The sequence below is a fragment of the Vreelandella glaciei genome (genome assembly GCF_013415125.1).
GTDB classification, from domain to species: domain Bacteria; phylum Pseudomonadota; class Gammaproteobacteria; order Pseudomonadales; family Halomonadaceae; genus Vreelandella; species Vreelandella glaciei.
The window spans coordinates 143992-170490 of record NZ_JACCDE010000002.1 but is presented as its reverse complement, the minus strand read 5'-3'; the positions used below and the strand labels follow the sequence as shown (position 1 = coordinate 170490).

At 52.3% G+C, this 26499-nt stretch carries 23 protein-coding genes; 9 read left to right on the top strand and 14 right to left on the bottom strand.

Annotated elements, in window-relative coordinates; translation table 11 throughout:
- Positions 1–21: 21 nt before the first annotated feature.
- Positions 22–912, bottom strand: coding sequence for a LysR substrate-binding domain-containing protein (locus tag HZS80_RS02040; RefSeq protein WP_179915014.1), 891 nt, complete (start codon positions 910–912; stop codon positions 22–24).
- A 274-nt stretch (positions 913–1186) separates the two neighbouring features.
- Between HZS80_RS02040 and HZS80_RS02035 the strand changes: the two genes are divergently transcribed.
- The 7 genes from HZS80_RS02035 (at position 1187) to HZS80_RS02005 (ending at position 9561) form a co-directional block, all read left to right on the top strand.
- On the top strand, positions 1187–1687 hold the full coding sequence (locus tag HZS80_RS02035; protein ID WP_179915013.1) for a TRAP transporter small permease: 501 nt from the start codon (positions 1187–1189) through the stop codon (positions 1685–1687).
- A complete protein-coding gene (locus HZS80_RS02030) occupies positions 1684–2973 on the top strand; it encodes a TRAP transporter large permease (protein WP_179915012.1) in 1290 nt (429 codons plus the stop codon). Before HZS80_RS02035 ends, HZS80_RS02030 begins: the two co-directional genes overlap by 4 nt.
- Before the next feature lie 41 nt (positions 2974–3014).
- Positions 3015–4043, top strand: coding sequence for a TRAP transporter substrate-binding protein (locus HZS80_RS02025; RefSeq protein WP_179915011.1), 1029 nt, complete (start codon positions 3015–3017; stop codon positions 4041–4043).
- 81 nt (positions 4044–4124) lie between these two features.
- On the top strand, positions 4125–5711 hold the full coding sequence (gene mdlC / locus HZS80_RS02020) for a benzoylformate decarboxylase (protein WP_179915010.1): 1587 nt from the start codon (positions 4125–4127) through the stop codon (positions 5709–5711).
- A 6-nt stretch (positions 5712–5717) separates the two neighbouring features.
- Entirely contained in the window at positions 5718–6890 is a 1173-nt protein-coding gene (locus tag HZS80_RS02015) for an alpha-hydroxy-acid oxidizing protein (protein ID WP_218927545.1), read from the top strand.
- Between the two features lie 4 nt (positions 6891–6894).
- Positions 6895–7977 (top strand): enolase C-terminal domain-like protein, encoded by a 1083-nt coding sequence (locus tag HZS80_RS02010; protein WP_179915009.1) that lies wholly within the window; start codon positions 6895–6897, stop codon positions 7975–7977.
- 126 nt (positions 7978–8103) lie between these two features.
- Positions 8104–9561, top strand: coding sequence for a benzaldehyde dehydrogenase (locus tag HZS80_RS02005; RefSeq protein WP_179915008.1), 1458 nt, complete (start codon positions 8104–8106; stop codon positions 9559–9561).
- Between the two features lie 142 nt (positions 9562–9703).
- Here the strand turns inward: HZS80_RS02005 and HZS80_RS02000 are convergent, their stop codons facing one another.
- From HZS80_RS02000 to salA, 10 genes are all read right to left on the bottom strand, one after another.
- Positions 9704–10948: a benzoate/H(+) symporter BenE family transporter gene (locus tag HZS80_RS02000; RefSeq protein ID WP_179915007.1), complete on the bottom strand. Its 1245-nt coding sequence runs from the start codon at positions 10946–10948 to the stop codon at positions 9704–9706.
- A 71-nt stretch (positions 10949–11019) separates the two neighbouring features.
- Entirely contained in the window at positions 11020–11823 is an 804-nt protein-coding gene (gene benD, locus HZS80_RS01995) for a benzoate diol dehydrogenase BenD (RefSeq protein WP_179915006.1), read from the bottom strand.
- Positions 11820–12845: a benzoate 1,2-dioxygenase electron transfer component BenC gene (gene benC, locus HZS80_RS01990; protein WP_179915005.1), complete on the bottom strand. Its 1026-nt coding sequence runs from the start codon at positions 12843–12845 to the stop codon at positions 11820–11822. Before benC ends, benD begins: the two co-directional genes overlap by 4 nt.
- 24 nt (positions 12846–12869) lie before the next feature.
- On the bottom strand, positions 12870–13358 hold the full coding sequence (gene benB / locus HZS80_RS01985; RefSeq protein WP_179915004.1) for a benzoate 1,2-dioxygenase small subunit: 489 nt from the start codon (positions 13356–13358) through the stop codon (positions 12870–12872).
- Between the two features lie 33 nt (positions 13359–13391).
- Positions 13392–14759, bottom strand: coding sequence for a Rieske 2Fe-2S domain-containing protein (locus HZS80_RS01980; protein WP_179915003.1), 1368 nt, complete (start codon positions 14757–14759; stop codon positions 13392–13394).
- An 89-nt stretch (positions 14760–14848) separates the two neighbouring features.
- Positions 14849–15820 carry a catechol 1,2-dioxygenase gene (gene catA / locus HZS80_RS01975; protein ID WP_179915002.1) on the bottom strand — a complete coding sequence of 324 codons (972 nt, stop codon included), beginning with the start codon at positions 15818–15820 and terminating at the stop codon, positions 14849–14851.
- A gap of 63 nt (positions 15821–15883) precedes the next feature.
- Entirely contained in the window at positions 15884–16174 is a 291-nt protein-coding gene (catC, locus tag HZS80_RS01970; RefSeq protein ID WP_022521204.1) for a muconolactone Delta-isomerase, read from the bottom strand.
- A gap of 89 nt (positions 16175–16263) precedes the next feature.
- Positions 16264–17382, bottom strand: coding sequence for a muconate/chloromuconate family cycloisomerase (locus HZS80_RS01965; RefSeq protein WP_179915001.1), 1119 nt, complete (start codon positions 17380–17382; stop codon positions 16264–16266).
- Positions 17383–17891: 509 nt separating this feature from the next.
- Positions 17892–19064, bottom strand: a complete 1173-nt coding sequence (locus HZS80_RS01960; RefSeq protein ID WP_179915000.1) for an ABC transporter substrate-binding protein — start codon at positions 19062–19064, stop codon at positions 17892–17894.
- A 67-nt stretch (positions 19065–19131) separates the two neighbouring features.
- Positions 19132–20445 carry a salicylate 1-monooxygenase gene (gene salA, locus HZS80_RS01955; protein ID WP_179914999.1) on the bottom strand — a complete coding sequence of 438 codons (1314 nt, stop codon included), beginning with the start codon at positions 20443–20445 and terminating at the stop codon, positions 19132–19134.
- 203 nt (positions 20446–20648) lie between these two features.
- Between salA and HZS80_RS01950 the strand changes: the two genes are divergently transcribed.
- Positions 20649–21554, top strand: coding sequence for a LysR family transcriptional regulator (locus HZS80_RS01950; RefSeq protein ID WP_179914998.1), 906 nt, complete (start codon positions 20649–20651; stop codon positions 21552–21554).
- A gap of 13 nt (positions 21555–21567) precedes the next feature.
- On the opposite strand, the gene HZS80_RS01945 is transcribed toward HZS80_RS01950, so the two are convergent.
- The 3 genes from HZS80_RS01945 to HZS80_RS01935 form a co-directional block, all read right to left on the bottom strand.
- Positions 21568–21975: a nuclear transport factor 2 family protein gene (locus HZS80_RS01945; protein WP_179914997.1), complete on the bottom strand. Its 408-nt coding sequence runs from the start codon at positions 21973–21975 to the stop codon at positions 21568–21570.
- A 39-nt stretch (positions 21976–22014) separates the two neighbouring features.
- A complete protein-coding gene (locus HZS80_RS01940) occupies positions 22015–22836 on the bottom strand; it encodes a 3-oxoadipate:acetyl-CoA acetyltransferase (protein ID WP_035565041.1) in 822 nt (273 codons plus the stop codon).
- Positions 22837–22949: 113 nt separating this feature from the next.
- Entirely contained in the window at positions 22950–24452 is a 1503-nt protein-coding gene (locus HZS80_RS01935; protein WP_179914996.1) for an SLC13 family permease, read from the bottom strand.
- Between the two features lie 963 nt (positions 24453–25415).
- Here HZS80_RS01935 and HZS80_RS01930 point away from each other — a divergent pair.
- Positions 25416–26498, top strand: a complete 1083-nt coding sequence (locus HZS80_RS01930; protein ID WP_179914995.1) for a TRAP transporter substrate-binding protein — start codon at positions 25416–25418, stop codon at positions 26496–26498.
- Position 26499 lies beyond the last annotated feature (1 nt).

Below are 26499 nucleotides of genomic sequence, written 5' to 3'. Positions count from 1 at the left end.
ATATTTCTTCCAAATTTTTCACTACATTTCATGTAGGGTTTTTATCAGGAAATCACAGAACCAAGATTGAGCAGAACTATCTCCTCGATGCTCTTTATAATGAATTCCTACTTCAAACCCAGGAATTAAAAAAGGAAGCTCGACAAACTTCAACGGCATGCGCTTTGCATACAACTGAGCTACCCGAGATGGAAGAGTTACCAACAAATCACTAGAAGAAATCACATCAGGAAGTACACTAAAGTGAGGAACTTTAAGCATAACATTCCTTGTTATACCAGACTCGAATAAGTAATCTTCCACTAAATGGTGGCCAGTTCCATCAGAAACAACAACATGACGCTCCTCTAAATACTGCCCCATTGAAAGTATACCACCAATGCGAGGGTGGCAATCACTTAACATACACACATATCTTTCCGGAAATATATTATTGTAAGTGAACTTTTTAAGTAAATAACCTTGGTTACATACCGCCGCATCGATCCTCTCTTTGCTAATCCATTCAGATAAGCTATAAGCATCAATTGGGATGATTTCAAGCTCAACGCTAGGCGCCCTGTATTTAAGAGACTCAAGTATTGAGGGTAGAAAAAAAACTTCACCCAAATCCGTCAAAGCAAGTTTGAAACATCTTTTTGAAGTCAATGGATCAAATTTTTTCGTAAGCGATATTGCCTTTTCGATTTCTGATAAAGAATGACTAAGAGAAAGATACAGCTGAGAGGATAAAGAGGTAGGCTGCATTCCCTCTCGTGTCCTGTTAAACAATGGGTCATTGAACACTTGCCTGAGCCTCGACAGCGAGTAGCTGACCGATGGCTGAGATATATGGAGATTCTCAGCAGCCTTACTTACGCTTCCTGTTTCATATATCGTGACAAAAACTCTAATTAAATTCAGGTCCTTCATAATCCACCCCATAGATAACATCTATATCAAGATCTAAAAAATATCAATTTGATCTATTTTAAAAGAATTGCTAGTATAAAAATAACGGTAAAACATGAAAAAAGCACTCTCCTCTGAATTAGAAAAAAATCCATCGATACGGCTATTTAGAATAGCTATTAGCATTTCTATGCTCTTTACTTCAAGGATATTAATCTAAAAAACACAAAAAAATATAATTATACTGTAAAAAAGGCAAAAATAAATACAACCAAAGAAACAGGAGAAATGAAGAGTGAAAAAAACACATTGGCTTCTTAGAATTTTTCATAACTATCTTTCATTTATTATGGCTAGCCTTATTTTCATAATGATGATTGGCGGGTTAGTCGACATATCTTTTCGATATCTTATCAATAAGCCTATTCCAGGCATGTCTGAACTAATGGCTTTAGGGCTTGGAATTCTTGTATATGGATCACTACCGCTCGTCACTGCCAATAACGAGCATATTACCGTGGATCTCATATCGTGGAATAAAAACCGATACGTGGCACCCGTCGTTAGCTTTTTAGTCAACGTTTTTAGCTCTTTGATGCTCTTCACTATTTCGTGGTCGATCGCCCAGGTTGCCATGGACTTTGCCTCTTATGGCGCTCGAAGCTCTTTTTTGGAAATAAACTTATCAATGATCGCATGGGTCATGAGTGCAATGGCGTTTATGTGCGGACTTATCTTTATTGCTAAATCCTTTCCTGGCAAATCCAGCAATCAAGATAAGGAGAAAACACCATGACAATCTCATTAATCGGCATTTCGCTGGTATTTGTCCTGTTATTGTTAGGCGTACCGATTGGCATTGGCATGGCCATCATTGGCACCGCTGGATTCGGCTATATCGTAGGGTTAGAGCCCACTTTGTCCATGTTGGGACAAATCACCTATGAAACGCCTGTTTCATATAGCCTGACCATCATTCCTCTGTTTATTCTCATGGGGAACTTCATCTCGAGAGCGGGCTTATCCCAAGGCCTATATGATGCTGCGTACTCCTTTTTAGGGCATTACCGAGGGGGGCTGGCACTGGCCACACTCGCGGCCTGTGGCTCCTTTAGTGCGGTCAGCGGGTCTAGTCTGGCCACCGCGGCCACAATGTCAAAAGTCGCGATGCCACAAATGAGAAGCTATAAATATTCAGATAGCTTGGCAACGGGTGTCATTGCCGCAGGCGGAACCCTGGGAATCCTGATACCCCCCAGTGTACTTTTGGTTCTATATGGAATAATGACCAACAATGACATTGGAAAACTATTTGTAGCAGGCATTATCCCAGGTGTAATTGCACTGCTAATGTACGGTGCTGCCATCGCGTTCGTTACAGCACGCGATCCACAAGCAGGCCCGCGCGGTGAACGCTCAACGTGGGCAATGAGGCTATCAGCACTCAAGAAAACGTCGGGCATTGCGATTCTTTTCCTGGTCATTATCGGCGGGCTCTATATAGGTATTTTCACCCCCACCGAAGCCGCGGCTGTTGGTGCAGGGGGCGGGTTCTTTTTTGCTCTTGTGAAAGGGACACTAACGTTCACAACCCTTTTCGACGTGCTCGTTGAAACTGTCAAAATGACGGCGATGATATTTATCATCCTTATCGGAGCGTCTCTGTTTTCGAACTTCATCAACGTGGCCGGTCTTCCCAGGGCTCTGGTCGCCTGGACTGATAATATGAACCTTGCGCCCATTGCCATATTATTAGGCATATTGCTCATCTATATTATTCTGGGCTGCATGTTAGAAAGCATGTCCATGATGCTGCTTACCGTGCCGATCTTTTACCCTCTCATCGTGAGCCTTGGATTTGATCCCATTTGGTTCGGGATTATTGTCATTGTCGTTATTGAAATAAGCCTGATCACGCCTCCCGTTGGCCTTAACGCCTTTATAATGAAAGCCACACTGCCAGACGTGTCCATAAAAACCATATTCAAAGGCGTCTTCCCCTTTGTCATTGCAGACTTATTTAGGCTGGCATTATTGGTAGCCTTACCTGGGCTGGTGTTATACCTCCCCTCCCTGATGTAGTAAACCATCACACAAAAGCAATAAAACCCAAGAGGTGAAAAATGAAAGTACAACTTACCGCCGCCGCCACATTGATATCTTCGGTTTTTTTCCCGATAGCAGCCAATGCAGAAGATGTCACATTGAGATTCAGTAACTGGCTTCCCCCGACTCACCTTCTTTCCACGGAAGTGATCGAACCCTGGGCTGAACAGATTGAAGAGGTCACGGAAGGTCGGGTGAACGTTCAAATTCTATCCGGCCTAGGCTCTCCAGAGTCACACTACAATTTGGTGAAAAATGGGGTTGCCGATTTAGCATTCAGCGTTGATGGGTATACATCGGATCGTTTTGTTCTTCCCTATGCGATGAGGCTACCTTTTTTAGCTGACGACTCTACCACTGCTTCGGTGGCTTACTGGCGGACCTATAAAGAGCTGCTAGAGCAGTACAACGAATTTGGTGACGTGAAAGTAATGGGTCTGTGGACGTTTGGGCCAGGCAATATCCATACCACGGAACGAGAAATCACGTCACTCGAAGATTTTGAAGGCCTAAGAATCCGGGTATCTAGCGATATCGTAAAAGACATTGTCGAAACCCTGGGTGGGTCACCGATGTTTGCGCCCGCCAGCGAAGTATATGAATTGATTTCTCGAGGGGTCGTCGACGGTGCCTCCTTTAACTATGACTCGATAACGTCTTTTAGAATCGACGACAGCTTGAACTATGTTCTGGATATACCCGGCGGCCTTTATCGGGAAACACATTACATCATCATGAATCAACGTAAGTGGGATGCGTTAGAGCCTAGAGACCAAGAGGCAATCATGGAAGTCTCAGGGGAAGCTCTTGCCATACTCGCGGGCAATGCCTGGGATCGTAACGATGCGATCGCTAAAGAGAGACTGATAGAACAAGGTTATACGATCACCGTTCCCGACGAGGCATTTCTTCAAGAAATTGAAACAGAGCTCAGTGTCTTAGCGGAAGACTGGAAAGAGCGAGTGGCCCCGATGGGAGTCGATGGCCAGCTGGTCATTGACACATTTAAGGAGCATATCGAGCAAGCCGAGCAGGAACTCAACTAGTACCAAACGCGTTGTTTTTCTCCAGGGCTAGCCTCTGGAGAAATATTAAACTTAAAAGTGCGTGGAGCATTAAAACAGACCATGGATACCATTCATTCTTGTACATATGAGCTTCTGAGACGCCAAGGAATGACCACCATTTTTGGCAACCCTGGTTCGAACGAGCTGCCGTTCCTAAAGGATTTCCCGGAAGACTTCACTTACATTTTAGGCCTACATGAAGGCGTTGTTGTCGGCATCGCCGATGGCTATGCGCAAGCCATGGGCAGCCCTGCATTTGTTAATCTACACTCCGCGGCGGGTACCGGTAATGCCATGGGAGCACTGGCTAATGCCTGGAACTCTCATACCCCCCTGGTCATCACCGCCGGTCAACAAACCCGCGAAATGATAGGAGTCGAAGCATTATTAACGAACCGAGAAGCAACGCTGTTACCCAAGCCATTGGTCAAATGGAGCTACGAGCCCGCTAGCGCCAAGGAAGTTCCACACGCCGTCAGTCGCGCGATCCACATGTCCAAACTGGGTGCGCCTGGCCCAGTCTATCTCTCGATTCCTTACAGCGATTGGGACCAGCCAGCCGATCCGCAGTCTCATTGGCTTTACGATCGTGCGGTTGCGAACATGGGATTGCCAAACGCAGCAGCCTTCTCGCAACTTGTGGAATGTCTTGCAAATGCCAAGTCGCCAGCGCTGATTCTAGGCCCCGATGTCGATGCTGCTAACGCCAATCATCAAGCTGTTGCTCTGGCCGAAAAGTTAAAAGCGCCCGTTTGGGCGGCTCCATCGGCGCCCAGGTGCCCATTTCCTACCGACCACGCATGTTTCCAAGGGCTTCTGCCAGCAGGCATCGCTTCTATTGCTGAGCGGTTAGAAGGCCACGACGTGGTCCTCGTTATTGGCGCTCCTGTTTTCAGGTACCACCAATATGATCCCGGACATTATTTGCCTGATGGTGCCCGCCTGTTTCAGATCACTTGCGATAACGAAGAAGCGTCAAGAGCCCCCATGGGTAATGCCCTGGTGGGGGATGTCAAAATAGCGTTGGATCAACTGGTTGAGCGTGTCCCGGATAGCGAAAGGGCCATGCCCGAGCCACGGCATATTCCGCCTACCCTCTCCGACACCGTGGGGCCTCTGCCACCCGAGGCAGTCTTCGATATCATCAACGACGTTGCACCAGAAGGTGCTATTTACCTAAACGAGTCGACCTCCACGACACCACTGCTTTGGGAACGGCTTCAGATGTCCAGCCCCGGCAGCTATTACTTTGCGGCAGCGGGTGGATTAGGTTTTGCGATGGCGGCGGCGGTAGGCGTACAGATGGCGAAACCGGAGCGTCAAGTCATTGCCATGATTGGAGATGGTTCGGCCAATTATAGTATCAGCGCTCTTTGGACAGCCGCCCAATACAACATTCCCGTTATTTTTATCATTTTAAATAATGAAACCTATGGCGCACTCAGATGGTTTTCTAATGTTCTTGGCGTATCCAGTGTACCTGGTATTGATATCCCGAACATTGACTTCTGTGATCTTGCGAAAGGGTATGGCGTGCAAGCCTTTAAAGCGACATCTTCCCAGGAATTTAGAGAGCATTTAAAAGCCAGCCTTGATATGAAATCTCCTGTGCTTATCGAGGTAAACACAATACCTCCTGCCAATTAGGAGATAATGATGGCTCATACATCACCAATCAACGTCGAAGATTATCGACAGCTTGCGAAAAAACGCTTGCCACGCATGGTATTTGACTACCTGGACGGCGGAGCAGAAGACGAGAAGGGGCTTGAACATAACCGTACGGTATTTGATAACGTCCGATTAAAACCCCAACGCCTAGTTGATGTGAGTCAACGCTCCCTATCGACCAAGCTTTTTGGTAGTACCCTATCCATGCCCTTGATCATTGCACCGACAGGGCTAAATGGGGTGCTGTGGCCAAAAGGTGATATAGCGCTTGCCAAGTCCGCAGCAAAAGCAGGCATCCCCTTTGTGCTCTCCACGGCTTCAAATTCATCCATCGAGGAAGTCGCCAGTCAATGCGATGGAGAGTTATGGTTTCAACTTTACGTGGTGCACAGAACACTTGCCGAAAGCATGGTTGCCCGCGCGCTCAAGGCAGGTTACACCACGCTGGTGCTGACAACGGATGTCAGTGTCAATGGTTACCGAGAACGCGATATTAAAAATGGCTTTAAAATACCCTTTAATTATACGCCGCGTGTATTGCTGGATGGCATGAGGCACCCTCGATGGTCATTCGACGTCCTTAAGCATGGCATGCCGAGTTTAAAGAACTTTGAAACCTCGGCAGCCCAGGATATTGAGGTGCAAGCAGCATTAATGAGCCGTCAAATGGATGCCAGCTTTGACTGGGAAGCTTTAAAACGGCTGCGTGATATTTGGCCACACCGGCTCATTGTTAAAGGATTAACAGACGCCAGAGATGCACAAAAATGCTATCAGCTTGGTATTGACGGGGTCATTCTTTCCAATCACGGGGGAAGACAGCTGGATACCTGCGTATCCCCATTGGAAAGTCTCGGCGAAGTGACGGAGGCATGCCCCTTCCCGGTCTTGATCGATAGTGGTTTCAGGAGAGGCTCCGATGTGGTGAAAGCGCTAGCCATGGGCGCCAGTGCTGTCTTACTGGGCCGAGCGGCGCTCTATGGGCTGTCTGCCGCAGGCGAGGCCGGCGTTGATGACGTCTTGCGACTTATTAAAGAGGACATTGATCGGACGATGGCCCAAGTCGGCTGTGCTTCCATTCACCATTTAACGAGAGACTTCATCAAAAGCGACAACGCTGGCCTTTCACCCTCTCTCCAAAAAATAGGAGCCTAGCATCATGGACACTTGCGATATCCGGATAACGGGACTGAACGTTAGAACCGTCAATGCCCCTTTGGAGTTTCCCGTTCATACGGCCGTCGGCACCGTTTCCACCTCTCCGCTCGTTCTGATTGATCTCCACACCAATGCGGGAATTGTGGGTCATGCCTACCTGTTCGCTTACACGCCGATGGCGCTGCCCGCCTTGGTGGACATTCTTAAAGAACTAGAGTCTTCTCTCGAAGGTCAACAACTGGAACCGTATACGATTGAAAGCAATCTGGAGAAAAAATTCCGCCTGATTGGCTATTCGGGCCTGATCAGAATGGCCTGTTCTGGCATCGACATGGCGGTATGGGACGCACTATCAAAAGCTCATGGCGTGCCTTTATCGACGCTGCTAGGGGGTAGCGCCAAACCCATCAAGGCCTATGATAGCCACAGCATGGACGGTGAAGCCTTAGCTGTAAAACGTGCGGCCCTGTCCGTTGAAGATGGCTTCAAAGCCATTAAAACGAAAATTGGCTATGCCTCGCTTGATCAAGACATCACGGTTATTCGGCGCATTAAACAAGAAGTGGGTGACGATGCCGCCATCATGGTTGATTACAACCAAAGCCTCACCACAACCGAGGCCATTCGCCGTGGTTTGGCGCTGGATGCCGAAGGGGTCTATTGGATAGAAGAACCCACCTTTCATTACAACTATAGCGCCCATGCCGATATCAGAACCAAAATAGCAACTCCCATCCAGATTGGCGAAAACTGGTTTGGCCCTGAAGAGATGTTTAAATCGTTAACGTCTGGAGCGTCTGATTTCGCCATGCCTGATGTAATGAAAATCGGGGGCGTTACTGGCTGGACCCGTGCAGCCGCCTTAGCCCAACAATTTAGCACGCCGGTTTCCAGTCATTTATTTCAGGAAATCAGTGCTCACTTGCTCTCCGTGACGCCGAACGCGCATTGGCTAGAACGGATGGACCTAGCGTCTTCCGTTGTGGAGCCCACTTTAACCTTTAAAGAGGGGTTTGCAATTCCCTCCGATCAACCTGGTATTGGTATTTCCTGGAAAGAAAGTGAAATAAAGAAACTCTCTTGATACGGCCCCAGCCCATTCAACACGGGGGCAGGCTGTCATAAAACCGGACGCATCGCAGTTACTGATCCACTTCTTTATCTAACTTAATGAATCACATCGCTATCGTATAATAATGGAGTAAAAAAGATGACTATGCCGACTCACCTTTGGGAAGATCACCTTTATCTAGGTAAATGGCAGCCTTCGAACGGCCCTAAAACACCGGTCATTGAGCCCGCCACCGGCGACAAGCTCACGGAAGTGCAAACCGCCACGGTCGAAGACGTGGAGCGTGCGGCCAAAATCGCCAAGGATGCCCAACTATCATGGGCCGCTCTGCCCTTCGACCAGAAGGCAGAAATTCTGCGCCGCGCCGCGGCCCTGCTCAAAGAACGAGCCGAGGAAATTGGCTACTGGAATACGCGCGAGTGTGGTTCCATCGGCCCTAAGGCCGACTGGGAGCTGCAGGCGACTTATGAGCAGGCGCAGATGGCCGCGGCACTGCCGATGCAGCCCTACGGTCAAATATTCCCTTCTAGCATGCCGGGACGGCGCAATTACTGGAAGCGGTTACCTATCGGCACTGTCGGCGTAATTGCGCCTTGGAACTTTCCTATCTTATTAGCCATGCGTTCGGTCTTCCCGGCGCTGGGCATGGGTAACTGTGTCATTCTCAAGCCAGCCCCCGACAGCGCAGTCTGTGGAGGGGCATTGATGGCTGAAGTGCTTGAGGCCGCTGGCGTACCAGAAGGCGTCTTCCACGTCCTGCCCGGCGCGGCTGATGTGGGCGAGGCACTGGTGCAGCACCCCGATGTGGGCATGATTTCCTTTACGGGTTCCACCGCTGTAGGCGAGAAGATCGGCGAGACCTGTGGGCGCATGCTTAAGAAGTGCGCCTTAGAGCTTGGCGGCAACAATGCGCTGGTGGTTTTAGACGATGCCGATTTGGAGGCTGCCGCCTCTTCTGCAGCATGGGGGGCCTTCCTTCATCAGGGGCAAATTTGCATGCAGGCGGGACGGCACTTAGTGCACCGTTCAGTGGCGGACAAGTACATGAACAAACTCGCCGAGCGGGCCACACGCTTAGTCACGGGTGACCCTTGGAAACAGCAGGTACACCTCGGCCCGTTGATCAACGAGACCCAGGCGCGCCGCGTTGAAGAGATCGTGAACCGCTCTGTGGCCATGGGTGCTAACGTTGTCGCTGGCGGCAAGCGTGACGGCAATTTCTTCGATGCCACGGTGCTTAGCAACGTGACACCCGAGATGCCTGCTTTTGGCGAGGAAATTTTCGGTCCAGTGGCGCCGATAACACTCTTCGATAGTGACGAAGAAGCCATCGCCCTGGTCAATGCCTCGCCCTACGGACTCGCCGCTGCCATTCATTCTGCCTCCACGGAACGTGCCCAACGCTTCGCCGAGCGCATCCGCGTGGGGATGGTGCATATCAACGATCAGACTGTGAATAACGAATTCCAGGTACCCTTCGGCGGCATGGGTCGCTCGGGCTCTAGCGGGCGCTTCGGGGGCCCTGCCAACCTTGATGAGTTCACCACCACCCAGTGGGTCAGCGTTATGGAGCATGGCATCCAGTACCCCTTCTAGCACAATGCCAGAAGCCAACATATGCCGGAGGACTTTATCCTCTGGCTTTTTAATAACTACTATTCACAAAAAAGACCTGCACTACCAAAGCAGCCCAGGCCAAGGAGGATAATGTTTATCGAATTACAAATAGTGCGAAGGGTCAGCTGCCGCTGTTAGCAACTTCCCGGGTAAAAATAAAATCGAAATCTTTGGTTTCAAAGATTGCCGAGACAACAACACCCAGAACTAACGCCCAAAACGTAGCACCGATGCCGAGAATCTGAATACCGGATGCAGCAATCAGAAAAGCGAACAACGCGCCTATTTCATGTTTTTTGCCAGAAAAAGCGATAGCCATTGAAGAGGTGATCACACGCATAAGTGCCAGCCCGGCGATTATGGCAATAAAGTAGCGCGGCGTGGCCTCAAGCAGGCTGACTACGTAACCGTAGAAAGGCGCGGCGACTACGAAGATAGCCCCGGCAATCACCGCTGCTACCCAACGCTTGTTGTGACTTCCTGCCTCCGGCGAAGCACACACACCGGTCATCGGTGCCGCGATGCAAGTGCTATGTAGATTGAAGAATGACGACACCATGGTGCCTAAGCCGCCTACGGCGGTAATTGCATTTGCTGGTGCATCTTTATAGCCCATCCCTTTCACTAGACCAACGCCCGCCGGTGTTTCCATTCCGACTAGAATAATAGCGAGTGGCAGGCCGTAGGTCAGAAAAGCTCCAAGAGTAAACTCAGGCATGATGAACTCAGGGAAACGAACGGTTGCTTCTATACCGGACAGATCCACGCCAGTCGCTATCAGGTACAAAATGCCTGCCAGCATGGCAACAATCAGGGGCGGAATCTTACGGAAGATGCGTGCAGAGATAAAGAAAGCCAGGATCATGATAGAGGCTGGCACAAGAGCACTCTCCAACGGCTTCACCATATTGAGTCCAAAACTCAACAGCATACCGCCCACCATGCCCATCACAATAGGCATCGGTATTAAGCGCATTACTATACCCATCACCCCAGTCAAACCAGCGATCAACGTGATAGCTCCTGCAATCAAGCTAGCGCCTAATGCAGCTTCCAACCCCACCACTGGAATTACTGCTGCGAACATCAGTGCTCCGGGAATGGAGTTGGCCATCGGCAGCGGCAATCGGTAATAGGCTGGCATGAAAAGTCCAAACAGACCATTGATCATCAAGTAGCTGATGACCCAGATCATGATAAAGGAGGAGTCGAGGCCGGCAGAGGTGCCAGCGCTAATGTGGACTACTCCAACGCTGAGCCCTAAGATTCCCGCGACTAAACCTGTACTGGCGTTGTCGGCATTGAGGTCACGCAGGAAATCGCGGGGCGCATACCTTAGGCTGACGCCTTTCTCAATATGTTTCACGGTTTGCTCCAGGGGATTGCTGTACTTAGAGTTATCGTTACTACTTCTTTAGAACTACCTTACTTAACCTGCTAATAGCCCTGGTCGCCTCCGCCCACTGGCAGCACGCTGCCAGTAATGTAGCTAGCCTCGTCAGAGGCCAGGAACAGAATCGGCGCAGCCATCTCGTCGAGCGTGCCGTAGCGTTTCATCAGGCAGCTCTGCTTGGTCTGGTCGATGTGCGCCTGGAACCAAGCCCGCTCGGTGTCGTTGCGAGGCTCGGGCGTGCCGCGGGAGATCCGGCGCGGCGGTGCCTCGGTGCCACCGATACCGGCAGCCGCCACGCGGATGCCAGCATCAGCGTACTCGAAGGCCAGCGACTCGGTCAGCGCATTGACGCCTCCCTTGGCCGCCGAGTATGGGATCCGGTGGATGCCCCGGGTCGCCACTGAAGAGACATTGACGATCACGCCACTACCCTGCGCTACCATGGTCGGCAGTACCGCGCGGCAGCACCAAAGTGTGGGCATTAAAGAGCGGTTGATCTCTGCGGCAATTTGCGCTTCAGTAAACTCGGTAAACGGCTTGAAGTTAATCGCACCACCTACGTTGTTAATGAGAATATCGATACGTCCAAATTGTTTGAGCGTCGCCTCCGTTACTTGCTCAGCGCCCTCCCAATTTTCTAGGTCGGCTTGTACTGCAATCACTTCACAGCCCTGCTTACTTAGCCCAGCAACGACCTCATGGATATCATCAGCGCGATCTACCAATACCAAGCGCGCGCCTTCAGCGGCGGCGCGCTCAGCAACCCGCTGCCCAATTCCTTGAGCAGCACCAGTGATCACCATTACTCGATCTTGAAAACGTGGGCCGTCAAAACGTTGATTGCTCATGCGCTCTCTCCCACTTGATTAGGTGTGAACTTCTCATAGTGGAAGCTCTGAGGCTCGATTCCTTCAGCGTCGAAGTACTTCAGCACAGCATCTACCATCGGCGGCGGGCCACACAGGTAAACGTCCACATCGCCGTCATGCATTACCTCGGCGTCCATGTGGTGCGTCACGTAACCTTTACGCGAATGCTCGCTAGCCTCGTCGACCACAACAGTGGCGTAGGTAAAGCTAGGAATTTTTTCTACGAAGACATCTAGCGCATCCGTTTTGACTAGGTGGTCATCTTTATTGACGCCGTAAATCATATGAATCGGTGCATCACAGCCCTTTTCGGCCAATTGCGCTAACATGGAGAGGAACGGAGCCAGCCCCGTGCCGCCAGCAAGCATGAGCACCGGGCGCTTCACTTCTCGCAGGTAGAAGCTGCCCAGCGGACCGGTCAGCGTAAGCTTTTCGCCCACCGCCGCGCGCTCGGTTAAATAGCCGCTCATTACCCCATTGGGGATGTTGCGAATTAAGAAGGTGGCGCGCTTATCCCCCGGCAAGGAGCTGAAAGAGTAGGAGCGGTGCACCTCAGTACCGGGCACATCAATATGAATGTACTGCCCCGGCAAAAAGGCGAGACCCTCGGCATCATCCAAATCAACAGCTAGCTCAATACTATCTTCGGAAAGTTGCTCAACCGCTGCTACCGTGCCCTCAACCTTGCCCACCTGTGTTTTACACAGCGTGGATGCCACTGGCACTTGGATCACGCAGTCCGAAGAAGGCACCATCTGGCACGTGAGCACCTGGCCTTCAGCTGCTTCCTCATCGGAAAGCGCATCTTCCAGATACTCGTCACCCATGTCGAACTCACCCTGTTCGCAGTGTCCTTTGCAGGTACCACATACACCGTCAGAGCAGTCCATCGGCAGGTTAACTTTTTGTCGGTAAGCAGCGTCGAGAACGGTTTCCCCCACTTTACAGCCGATGAAGCGGGTCACGCCGTCTTCGAAGTTGAGGGCAATGGTATAGCTCATGGTTAATTCTCCTCTCCCATCAGGTCACACGTGATAAACGTCGATAACCTGATGGATATAGTCGTTATTCAGCTGCACGACTTTTCTTGTGATCAGCGGCGTCTCTCCCGACACGTCCAGGGTGTAGAAGCACGTGCCGAAGAAGCTGTCGGTTTTCTTGTAGCGGTGGTTGAGCGTGTGCCAGTTGAACCGCAGGGTGACCGTGTCACCCTCGTGCGACAGGATTTCCAGGTTGGTCACCTGATGCGTCGTGCGCGGTTCCGGCGTACTCGCCCCGCTGCGCTCGGTCTTGATCCGGTAGACCCGGTCTTCCAACCCGTCGCGGTTGGGGTAGTAGATCAGTGAGATCTCGCTGTGCGGGTCGCGGGTCAACTGGTCGTCGTCGTCCCAGGCGGGCATCCAGAACTCGGCGTCCTTGCGGTACAGCGTGAGCCACTCGTCCCACTCCCGGTCGTCCAGCAGCCGTGCTTCGCGGTACAAAAACGCTTGGATGTCGTGATAGCTAATGCTCATGGCACTTCTCTCCTCTCTTCTGGCGCTGGGCGCTTAGGCGGACGCGGTGGCGATAAATTGGCTGCGCTCTTTGTCGATGGCGCGCAGCATTTCGCTGACCCAGTGCTGGTGGTGCAGCACGTAGAGCCCTTCGTCTTCCGGGGAGGCGCCGCTGAGCAGGGGCTTCATGTCGATCGCTTGGGCATCTTCATCGGCGCCTTCGATCCACTGTTGGGCGCCGCGGGAGAGGTCATTCCATTCGGCCAGCGCGCCGTTGTAACCTTCTTGGCAAGCGCGGAACTCTTCGAGATCGTCGGGGGTGCCCATGCCGGAGACGTTGAAGAAGTCTTCGTACTGACGGATGCGGACACGACGGTCTTCGGCGGCTTCACCTTTGGGTGCGAAGCAGTAGATGGTGACTTCGGTTTTGTCCACGGCGATCGGACGAATCACGCGGATTTGGGTGGAGAACTGATCCATCAAGTAGACGTTGGGATAAAGACAGAGGTTGCGCGTCTGGTTGACGATGGAGTCAGCGCGGGCGTCACCCAGCTGTTCTTGGATCCAGTCCTTATGCTGATAGACCGGACGCACTTCCGGGTTAAGCAGCCGGGTCCACAGCATCATGTGGCCGTTTTCATAGGAGTAGAAGCCGCCTTTGCTTTTCGACCAACCGTCGGCGTCGACGGCCTTGGTGCCGCCGGAATCGTAATTACGGCGTTCCATGGTGGAGGCGTAGTTCCAGTGCACGGAGCTAACGTGATAGCCATCAGCGCCGTTTTCGGCCTGCAGCTTCCAGTTGCCGGTGTAGGTGTAGGACGAGGTACCGCGCAGGATTTCCAGGCCTTCGGGGGCTTGGTCGACGATGTTGTCGATAACCTTGGTGGTTTCGCCCAGGTGCTGTTCGAGCGGTTGAACATCATCGCTTAGGCTGCCGAACAGGAAGCCTTTGTAGTTTTCAAAACGCGGCAGGCGCTTGAGGTTGTGGGAGCCATCCTGTTTGAATTGGTCAGGGTAGGCGCCGTTCTTCTCATTTTTGGCTTTGAGCAATTGGCCGTCGTTTTTGAACGTCCAGCCGTGGAACGGGCAGGTGAAGGTGCCCTTGTTGCCGCGCTTGCGGCGGCATAGCGTAGCACCACGGTGGGCGCAGGCGTTAATCAGGCCGTGCAGTTCGCCCTGCTTGTCGCGGGTGATAATCACCGGCTGGCGGCCCATGGTGACGGTCATGTAGTCACCCGGTTCACTGATCTGGCTCTCGTGGGCCAGGAACAGCCAGTTGCCTTCGAAGATGTGTTTGAGCTCAAGCTCAAAGAAGGCGGGATCGGTAAACATGCTGCGGTGGCAGCGGAAGATGCCCTGGGCGGGATCGTCCTGGACGGCGCCGCGCACGCGGGCTTCGAGCTGATCAAGCTGCGTGGTCATGATCTCTCTCCTCGTATTTATTATGTCGCGCTGTTATGTCTTGCTCAGGCGGGCCAAGGGGAAGGCCCGCCTTGCTCAAGGCATGAGGGTTATACCTTGGCGGTACCGGCGAGCTGGCTGGCCAGATCCTGGTCGTCTTCTTTGGCCCGCGGGCGGGCGTGACGCACCTGCAGCTCGGGGGCCTCGGCGGGGGCCAGCGCCACATCGAACACCACGTGGGAGAAGGGGCCGTCCAGCTCGCGCTTGGCGATCTCGGCGGGGTCTTCAATCCGCTCGGCGGGCACGACGAGCTCTTCGCGGGTGGCAAAGGCGAAGTCGTCATAGGTGTAGGGGTCGCCTGCCAGGTTGATCTGGGTGGTCAGGTGCTGGTGGCCCGGGGCGGAGACAAAGTAGTGGATATGCGCCGGGCGCTCGCCGTGACGACCGAGGGACTTGAGCACCACGTCGGTGGGGGCGCCTGCGGGCACGCCGTAGCCGGAGGGAATGATGCTGCGCGCGGTGTAACGACCTTCGCTGTCCGCATAGATCGTGCGGCGCAGGTTGTACTCGGATTGCGAGGGGTCGAAGAAGGAGTAGCCGCCCAGGGAGTTGGCGTGCCAGATCTCGACCTTGGCGCCGGGGATCGGGGTGCCGTCGACGTCACGCACCTGGCCGGTCAGCCACATGGTCTCGCCCTCGGTCGTGTCATCGTCCAGGCGCGCGAAGCCGTCGGCTTCCGGGGCGCCAGCCACGTAGAGCGGGCCTTCGATGGTGCGCGGGGTGCCGCCGGTGCGCTGGGCTTCGGCATCGATAGCGTCCTGGCGCATATCGAGGAAGTGGTCAAAGCCGAGCCCTGGCGAGAGCAAACCGAACTGGGTCTGGCTGCCCAGGGCATTGAGCAGGTTAACCGCCGCCCAGTACTCTTCCTCGGTGACATCGAAGTCATCGATCAGTTTGAACAGGTCGCCCACCAGGCGATGAACGATCTGCTTGGCGCGGTCATTGCCGCCTGACTGATCAAAGCCAGCAACGGTTTTGACAAACTCTTGAACTTCGGGGGTGTCGAATATCTTTACGGTCATGATGAAAACCTCTATTTTTATAGGCTTTTGTTTTATAAAAAGAACTGGCGTGTCTATCGATAATTAGCTGTCGTCGTCGCGCACTGAAGAGGGGTGACGGCACAGCGGTTTGACGCTGATCTCCATATAGGGGAATAGCGGCAGGTTACTGACGAGTTCCTGCAGCTCAGCGTTGTCTTCCACGTCAAAAATACTGACGTTTGAGTAGCTACCCGCTACCCGCCACAAATGGCGCCATTTACCCTGACGCTGTAGGTCTTGGGAATACGCCTTTTCCGTTGCCTTGATCTTGGCTGCCTGCTCGGCTGGCATGTCAGGCGGCAACTTAACGGTCATCTCTACGTGAAATAGCATATGGCTCTCCTCTTCCTTTACGGGCGAACGCAAACGATGGCTTTTCTTTGCCGTGGCGTTTACTTACGAGACGTTCACTTACGTGACTGTTACTTACGTGAGTAGTGCACCAACTTATCTTCATCCAGGGTGATGCCGAGGCCAGCCCCTTTCGGTAACGCCACTCCAAACTCGGTGTAGTTGAGAGGGGTAACGACGATGTCGTCTTGCAACAGCAGCGGGCCGAACATTTCCGTGCCCCAAGCCATTGCTGGCAGCGTTGCCCAGGCGTGTAGAGAGGCAGCCGTACCGATAGTGCCTTCCAGCAGGGTGCCGCCATATAAGCCAATGCCAGCTGCTTGGGCGACGTGAGCCAGCTCAAGTACCCCGTAAATACCGCCGGATTTGGCGATCTTTAGTGCAAAGGCACCACTGAAGCCGCCACATACTAGATCAAGCCCGTCGCGGGCATCTTGCACCGCCTCATCGGCGAGCATCGGCACATTGAAGCGGTTAGCCAAGCGAACTAGGCCGGCATGTTCACGCGCGCCAATGGGCTGCTCAATTAACTCGATGCCAGCATCCTGTAGCACCTGAATACCGCGAACGGCGGTGGATTCATCCCACGCCTGATTAACATCAACTCGCACGCTGGCTCGATCGCCCAGCGCTTCCTTGATCGCCGCCACATGGCGCACGTCCTGATCCACCGGGTTAGCACCAATTTTTAACTTGAAGTCGCAGTGCCGACGCTGTTCTAAACGCAGCATGGCCTCATCAATATCTTTGGCGGTATCACCGCTGGCTAGCGTCCACAGCACGGGCAAGTGATCCTGACGTACGCCGCCCAGCAACTCGGCGACGCTCAATCCCAAGCGTTTGCCCTGAGCATCCAACAGCGCCGTTTCTAATGCAGATTTGGCAATCATATTGCCGCGAGCATGGCGGTTAAGCCGAGCACGCAACTGGTGGACATTGTTGGAGGGCTGGCCGACCAGCAGGGGAGCTAGATAAGTATCAATATTGCGTTTAATGCTCTCCGGGCTTTCGGGGCCGTAGGCCAGGCCGCCAATGGTGGTGCCTTCGCCGATCCCTTCGATACCGTCAGAGTGGCGCATGCGCACAATGACCATGGTTTGGCAGGCCATGGTGGTCATGGAGAGTTTGTGAGGACGGATGGTCGGTAGGTCGACCAGCAGCGTCTCAATATGTTGTATGACGGTTGACATGCAGGCTCCAGCGTCTGGCAATCGTTGACTTGATGTCAGTTTGATTGCGTGAGGAAGAGGGAACCAATATTGTTTAGGTGCTTAGCCATACCGAGGAGGTATCAACATAGGGAGATGACTGCCTGTTTTTTAACGGGCAACTATTTTTATTTAACCAACTCGCCCTCTGCTCCGCTTCTTCAGTCCTACCCATCTTCTTTAATTTTCTTTATTAATCAATAGATTGATAAATATGGTGGCGTTTTAACGGCGGTTTATCCATAAATGAGACACGTAATGATGGGTAAGGCATAGCAACACGGTGAGTAGATAATATCTGCGACTAACTATTAACGTGATGGCACACTTTCCATACGCCAAAGCCAGCTGGGTGGTGTTTCTTTTACGACAAAAGAATAAGACACATCATTGAGACATGAGGCGTAAAGCACAGGAAGGCAGCACGACGCTAATCACACGATTTAGTCGTACTGCCAACAATAATAAGCGCTAACTCTCTAAAAACTCACTTACATCTGGCAATCAGCATCGGGTGACTCGAGTAGCTCATGCGCTACCGATAATACTTCGTGCCGACCATCGCGGATCTCACGTAGGTAGATATTTTGTATCGGGTGGTGGGACTTGGAGAAGCGTAATGGTCCACGTGGGCTCTGCAGCTCAACGGCAGCGAGTGCGTCAATGAGTGCATCGCGGTCAGTGGAATCACCTTCGACTGCATCAAGCGCTTGTATGAGCATGGCACCCGTGTCATAACCATGCACGGCATAAGCATCAGGCATCTCACCGTAAGCCTCTTGATAAGCAGCTACGAAGCTCTGATTTTCTTCACTCTCCAGCGTTTCAGCGTAGTGTAGCGTCGTTAACACCCCCTCGCCCGCGCCCCCTAATGCTGCCAAATTACCTTCGGTCATAAAGCCAGAGCCCAACAGGGGAATATTTTCCTTAAGTCCGGCTGCAGCGTAGTCACGCACAAAGCTGACACCCCCTCCACCCGCGAAGAACGTATAAACCGCGTCGGGATTGAGGCTGGCTATTTGCGTCAAATAACTTTGAAACTCAGTGCTGGGAAAAGGAACCAGAATTTGCTCAATAATCTCACCACCGGCTTCCGTAAACGCCTCCTCAAAAGCAGCAATATCCTCTTTACCACCGGCATAATCCCAGGTAATCGTTACCATCTCACGGTGGCCGCGATCATAGGCTACTTTCCCCATGGGGTAACTGTCCTGCCACATGTTATGTGAAGTACGAAAGACATTGGGCATGCAAAGTTCGTTAGTGGCTGCCCCCAAACCAGCATTGGGAATAATGGTAATAGCGCCGGTTTGCTTGGCCACGCGGAGCATCCCCATGGCCACACCCGAGTAGACAGGGCCAATAACAACGTCGACCTCGTCACTGTTCACTAATCGGCTCATATTCTGGGGGGCCTTGGAGGGATTGGCCTCGGAATCAAGCTGGACATACTCGACTTCACGTCCTCCAAGCTGTCCACTATTCTGCTCAATAGCGAGTTTCAAACCATTGGTAATAGCCTCGCCCAGTGCCGTGTAGGTACCCGTATAGGGCAACATTAACCCCAGCTTTACAGGTTCGCCATCTTCAGCCATTGCAAGCTGGCCTGCCAGCAAAAAGCCTGCCCCAAGTAACGACGTCAGTGTTGTATTATTTGTTTTCATCGTTGCACTCTTTGTTGTAGTTCGTCTTTATAAAAGAAGTTATTGCTTTAAATGGGTAGCTTTTGGTTCACCCCCAGTTCTCGCTTGTTTCAAACTTCAAGCTATTTTTAGCGGCAATCACATCCTCGTGTGGGTCATGATTCCACAGCCACTCGAAGCGGCTTTCCAGATTGTTAATTAGCTCGGCTTCATCGTCGCCGATGCCCTCTCCTGCATATTCGTAGACATCGCCCGCCTCATGGGAGGTACGCTGCACTTTGCAGCTACGGCTATGGCGTACTTGTTCGAAGGCAGACAACACAGTGCTTACGTTGTGGCTACGGCAACTGGCATCCGCCAGCAGAGTCGCCAGCACATAGGCATCCTCCAGCGCCTGACCGGCCCCCGCCCCCTGGTGAGGCACTAACGCATGGGCAGCGTCGCCCACGATCAGTACGCGGTCGCGCTGGTAGCGGGCAAGCTCAGGTAACTCATGCAGCGCCCAGCGCGTTGGCTCAGGAATGCATTCAAGAATGGCTTGGCAAGCCGGGCTCCAACCTGTAAATACGTCTAGCATTTCCGCCTGACTGACGGCTTGAACCCACTCTTCGCCTTCGGGCAGTTTAGGGTTCGGTATCGAACGATCCGTAATGAAGGCCACGACGTTAACGAGTTGAGACTGCTTAACCGGGAAGGTCAGAATATGGCGATCTTTGCCAAGATACATCTGAGGCACCAATGCTAGGCGCTTCTCGCTGCCTTTAGCCTCTAGAGCAATCTCTAGGTCCCTGGTGGGAATCATACCGCGATAAGCGTAAGTGCCACTCCAGAACGGCGTAATTTCGCCGTACTGCTCCGGGGGTAGCACATGGGGGCGCACCGCCGACTTAATGCCGTCAAAGCCGATGATCACATCACCCGTAAAGTGAGTGCCATCGTCGAAGCTGGCGGTGGCGCTGTCGGTGCCTTGCTTAACGCCTATACAGCGTTTGCCGAAATGGGCGATGCCCTGAGGCAGATTGGCGACAATCGCATCAAGAAAATCGGCACGATGTACCGAGGATTGGCCAACGCCTGGCGCCAGGCTGGCAGTTAAGTAGGTATCATCACTGCCTCGGCGCCACTCGAACCAAACATCCTCAAAGGGCGCGGGTGAGGAGTCGGCAATACGTTGATAAGCGTTTTCCAACCCCAATAGCTGAATGGCTTTTACCGCATTGGGGCCAAAGGAGACACCCGCACCAATCTCGGAGAACTGAGGAGCCGCTTCGAAAAGCTGAACATCAAGCTGGCTATCACGGGATAATGCAACGGCGAAGGCGACTCCTCCGATGCCACCACCGATGATGCCAATCGAAAGACGTTTTGGCTGTGTATTTGCTACTGTGCTGTTAGCTACCATGATTTAACTCTGCTCAGGGGCTTATCGTTATATGTTGAGCGTTATGCTCTCCCCCTAACGCTATTCGGTAGCGCCAACTGCCACCACACAGTTTCCTTCATTCAGACTATAAACGGCGCTAATAACAATATGAATCAACCAGTTAAAAACCTCTCTGACGGCTACATTCGACTATCGTGGAATATGTTGCGAGGCGCAAGGTGATGGAAAAACTTGCCAACATTGACCTGAATCTGCTGGTTGTTTTTGACTTGTTGTACCAAGAACAAAATACACAACGGGTGGCGCTGCGCTTGGGTATCACCCAACCGGCGGTAAGCCATGCACTGAAACGTTTACGCCACTTGCTGGAGGACGAACTTTTCGAGCGCACGTCGCAAGGTCTGCAACCTACGCCCCGTGCCAGTCGACTTCACCCCGGCATTGCGGATGCGTTGGCACGAATGAACGACACGCTGAACCTATGCGACGATTTTAACCCCGCTAAGAGTGAGCGCACTTTCCATATCAACATGACCGATATCGGTGAAATAGTGTTTCTCCCGCGTCTGCTGCAACATATCTCACACCACGCACCGGGGGTTTCACTCAACACCGTGCGCAGCCACCATAATGACCTAAAAAATGAGATGGAGGAGGGGGAGATAGATTTGGCCGTTGGCCTGATTCCGCAACTAGGAGCAGGCTTCTACCAGCAGCGACTGTTTGTACAACGCTACGTTTGCTTAATGCGCGAGCATCACCCGCTCGCTGCGGAGGAGTTTAGCCTTGAGGCGTTTCGCACAGCGCATCACGCTGTGGTGGTTGCCCGGGGAACCGGGCATGGCATTATCGAAGAGCAGCTTGCGCACGCTGGGGTTGTGCGCCCAGTTCGGTTAACACTGCCGCATTTCGCAGCGGTTCCCTATATCGTCAGCAGCAGCAATCTAGTGGTGACGGTTACCGATAAATTAGCCGAGGCAACGCGAACACGTTTCGGGTTAGCCATTCGTGAGCATCCCCTAACGTTCCCAGAAATCCCGATTAATCTTTTCTGGCACCGTCGCTTTCATCAAGACCCAGGCAACCGCTGGCTGCGTGGGCTGATGTTTTCTCTGTTCTCTGAATAGGGGTCATTAACGCCTAGGAGTTCGGCTTCGCCCACGCGGCGCGGGTGCTATGGGCTGCCGTTTTATTGGTAATTTTCCAGATGCCGTCGACCTTCACCAGGGCAATCACATCGACCCAGGAATCCGCCAGATTGGCGCTATTATCAAAGCCTAGCAGTACGCTGGCGACTTCTCCCGCCTGGGTGACGGCAATAAAGCGGCTCTTCACTTTACGGTGGCTAGCCGCCCAGCGCTCGAAACGGTCGCTGATCAAGTCAGTCGCCAACTTGCCATCAGCATCCACAGCAAAAATCCACGCGTCCTTATGAAACGCCTCCTCCAGCTTTTCTTGACCGCCTTGAAAGCCATCAACATATAGCTGCACTACACGCTTAATCTCGTCAATCTCAGGCGCATCACCCACGACAGTGATATCCGTCATTACTTATCTCCTGCTTATTAATTGTTGGTTTTATTTATTTTATAAGCCAAGTATTTCACGCGCCTGTTGCCAAGTAGCCACCGGGCGCTGGTACTTTTCGCACAACGCTACCGTGCGCTCGACCAGTGCCGCGTTGGATGGTGCCAATGTATCGCTGTCCAGGCGCACGTTATCCTCAAGCCCCGTCCGAGTGTGACCACCTGCAGCAATTGACCACTCATTAAGCAGGTATTGATTGGCGCCGATGCCAGCGCCACACCACTGCGCATCAGGCGCTAAACGCTTGAGCGTCTCAATATAAAAATCAAAAGTCGGCTTGTCCGCTGGCATAGCGTTTTTAACCCCCATCACAAACTGCACGTAGAGCGGCGTCTTTAGCTTGCCTTGCTTGGAAAGGCTCACCGCTTGGTGGATATGTGACAAATCAAACGCTTCGATTTCAGGTTTTACATCGTACTTGAGCATCTCATCAGCCAGCCACTCCACCAGTTGCGGTGGATTCTCGTAAACGCGGTTGGGGAAGTTGTTGGAACCCACCGAGAGGCTGGCCATATCGGGTTTCAGCGGCAGCATCCCGCCCCGGGCTTCTCCTGCACCCGAGCGCCCGCCGGTTGAGAGCTGAATAATCATGCCGGGGCAGTGCTTCTTAAGCCCCTCCATCAGCCGACCAAACTTCTCTGGGTCGGAAGAGGGTGTTTGGTCATCGTTACGCACGTGGCAATGAGCAATGGTGGCCCCCGCTTCGAACGCCGCCTGGGTGCTTTCAATCTGCTCTTCAACTGTGATGGGCACGGCAGGATTATTCTCTTTGCGTGGCAGGCTGCCGGTAATGGCGACGCAGATTATGCAAGGCTGAGACATGGAAAACCCCTTTTGTTCTTATTGCGAACATAAGTTTTTATTGCGAATAAAATAGAGCGGATATTTATCAGCGTCAAATCCGAATCGTTGCCAGTGACGTTTGCAGGCCCGATTTAGAAAGAGACATCGAATACCAGAGGGACGATGGTGTAGAGCGCGACCATAATCACCAGTAAGCCGATAACGTTGAGCCAGATACCTGCACGGATCATGCTCTTAATCGGAAGATCTCCCGTTGCAAAAGCCACCGCATTAGAAGGGGTCGCCACCGGCAACATAAAGGCGCAGCTCACGGCAAAGGTAACCACGATGGTCATTAGAAAAGGTTCAATACCCAGCCCCACGGCAATAGACCCCATAATAGGGAAGAAGGCAGCCGCCGTCGCCGTGTTGCTGGTGAGCTCGGTCAATAGGATAATCACGAGAGCAGTGATAGCCAAAATCACAATGGGCGGCAGTCCCGACAAACCCGAGACGCTCTCGCCAACCCAGGCACTCAAGCCAGTAGCGGTAAACTGAGCTGAGAGTGTTAGGCCACCGCCAAACAAAACCAGTACCCCCCAAGGCACATCACGCGTGGCCGACCACTCCAGCAACGCCCCTTTTCCTCTAGAAGCCGGTATTACAAACATCAGAATCGCCGCGAGAATCGCCACACTAGTATCGTTGATGTTACCCAACCAAGGCAGCCCACTCTGTACTACAGGAATTCTCGCGATTAACGGCACGAAGACCCAGCAGAATACCGCCCCGGCAAAGACCATTAACACACGCGACTCTTCAGGTGACAGTCGACCCATCCCCTTGAGCTCTGTCTCGATCATCGCCCGGCCACCCTGGATGTTCTCAACTTCCGAGCGGAATACCAGCTTGTTGAGAACCAACCAAGCCAATATCAGCATGGTGAATGAGAACGGTACACCCACCAGCATCCAGTGACCAAAGCCGATACTAAGCCCGTGGGTGTCTTCCATATAGGCGCGCATTAGCGCCATCGGCGGCTGGCCGATCAGCGTAGCCATCGAGCCGATGGTGATGGCATAGGCAATGCCCAGTAGAACAGCGGCAGAAAACTTGGGCGTGTCGTCACCGTTACCCAGTGACTTCACTAGCGCGATGATCGAGCCTCCGATCGGCACCATAATGACAGCGGTGGCGGTATTGCTGACCCACATGGTAATAAACCAGCTAGCGAACATCAGACCGAAGACGATTTGAGCGGGCTTGGTGCCCACGGTGAGTACCGTCAGTAGCGCGAAGCGGCGATGTAAATTCCAGCGCTGCGTTGCCAAGCCAAGCAGTACGCCACCCAATACTAGAAAGACAATGCTGTGAGCATAGGGCGAGGCGGTCTCACCGACTGAGGCAATATCGAAAAACGGGAACAGTACAAGCGGCAACAGCGACGTGGCAGGAATGGGTATCGCCTCTGTCATCCACCAGGAGGCCATCAGCATAGCAATGCCAGCAACAAGTCGTGCATCGAAGGCCAGCGTTTCGGGTAAAAGGAAGAAAACACCCAAGCCAATGACAATGCCCATGACGAGCGAGATTGGTTTGAAAGCAGAAGCTTCAGCGTAGGGCGTTTGTTCAACGGCCACGGTGGTTTGCGACATGATCATTTTACCCGCAGAGCAATAACAGTGCAGGTGAGTGTTACTGCTCGGGTTCACTGATTCCAATACTTATCGGGTTGTTACCTATACCCAACCGATCAATGAGTCAAGACTGCGAAAATGCCTATGTAACGATAAAAAACAGAAATTTAGCCGTTATTTAGTTGTCACACTCGTTGGTGAGGCACATTTTCAAAACGCAGGCTTACGGGGAATCCAACTTTTTTCACATTGGGTAATGTGCGACCAATAAATGACACTGTAGATGTCGTTACCTTTCGATGGCCGGTCGCCGGGAACTTGGAAGTACATTAACGAGTATGGGGTGGTAAGAAACACGAATCGAAAACTGACAATAGCACCGTGTTTGTCAACGGAAACCAGACGAAGTAACTAGTCACACAGCATCCGCAAACCTTGGGCACACCAGATCGGAGATAAGACGCGGAGTATTCTAGAGACGTTGTGAGTGCAATAGCATGATTTAAACCGTACACCCCCAGAGCTGGACTAATGGTAATACCGCATGACCGTTGATGACAGAACAATCCAAAGTGGCTAGATTCCCAACACATCTAACCTCTCCGCCCTCGCGCGAAAACAGCTGCAAATAAAAGCTACTATATAACAGCACAGGATTTAATCGAAAAAACCTATGAGCCCCCTTGGATCAGAAGAATGAACCGTCCTTGAATTTGTATTACAGTGAAAAATAAATCTTTAGCATAAAGGACTAAAGTATTATTTTATAAGTTCATTACACGATAATTTTTCATTCAAAGCACAGAGATCGTGATTTTATCCGTCTAAAAGGAAGCTTTTCATATAAGAGTATTCTAAATACTAAATAAGACAAACCTTTAAGGCATGCCTTTAAACCTATTAAGTATTTGCTCTAGATTGCAGCGGTTGTGACCCTTTCAAGGCTAACAAACATACTCAAACATAAAATAAGGTAATGAGATGACTACAAAGAGCCTTGGACACTTAACAACCACCGCACGCATTATCCCGCTGGCCGCCGCTATAGCGGCGGCAGCAGTAGGTACTGCACACGCCAGCGAAAGGCTAGATGTCGCGAGCGCCTACTCTACTCAGAACCTGTTTGGCCAGAGCGCCAAGAACATCTCCGAAAGAATCAAAATGATGTCGTCAGGTGAGTTTGAGTTCGCCGTCCATGATCCGGGCGAACTCGTACCTCCGTTTGAGATCTTCAACTCTGTCTCGTCTGGTGCCATCCCCGCCGGCTGGACCAGCATCGCCTATCTTTCCGGCAACTTGCCCATTGCCAATCTCTATGGCGCTCTACCCTTTAGCCCACCCGCAGAGGCAGTGTTCTCCTGGACGTCTGCTGGCGAAGGAAGCGAGCTGTTGCAGAAGGCGCTGGACCCTTATAACGTCAAGTTCCTGGCTTGCTCCTACCTACCCCAAGAGCCAGGCGGCTGGTTCAACAAGGAAATCAACAGCACCGATGACTTGAACGGCCTGTCGATGCGAATCTCTGGGCTGGGCGCACAGGTTCTAAACAAATTCGGCGCTTCAACACAATTGATTCCCGGGAACGAAGTCTACCTCTCGCTTGAGCGTGGTCGGGTTGATGCCGCCGAGTTCTCGATTCCCCAAGTTGATAGTGCGATGGGCTTGGACGAGATTGCCGAGTATTACTATTTCCCCGGCTGGCAGCAAGGGGCAGGCTGGCTTGCACTGCTCATCAACCAGAGCGTCTGGGACGGATACAGCGATGCTCAGCGTGGGCAGATCAGTACCGCTTGTCAGGCCAATATCCAGAAAGAGGCTGATGAGGTGATCCCGGCCCAGGTAGAGACGCTACGTGAACTGGAAGAGAGTGGCGTCAAGATCCGCCGATTCCCTGATGAGGTTCTCAATGCCCTACACGATAGTTGGGATGAAGTGCGCAGCGAACTAATGGCTGAGAGTCCCGAGTTCGACGAAGCGTACACATCACTAATGGAGCATGCCGAAAAGATGCAGCAGTGGCATGACCTCCAAACCCTTCCTAGCAAAACAGATGTCCAAGGGGACTGAC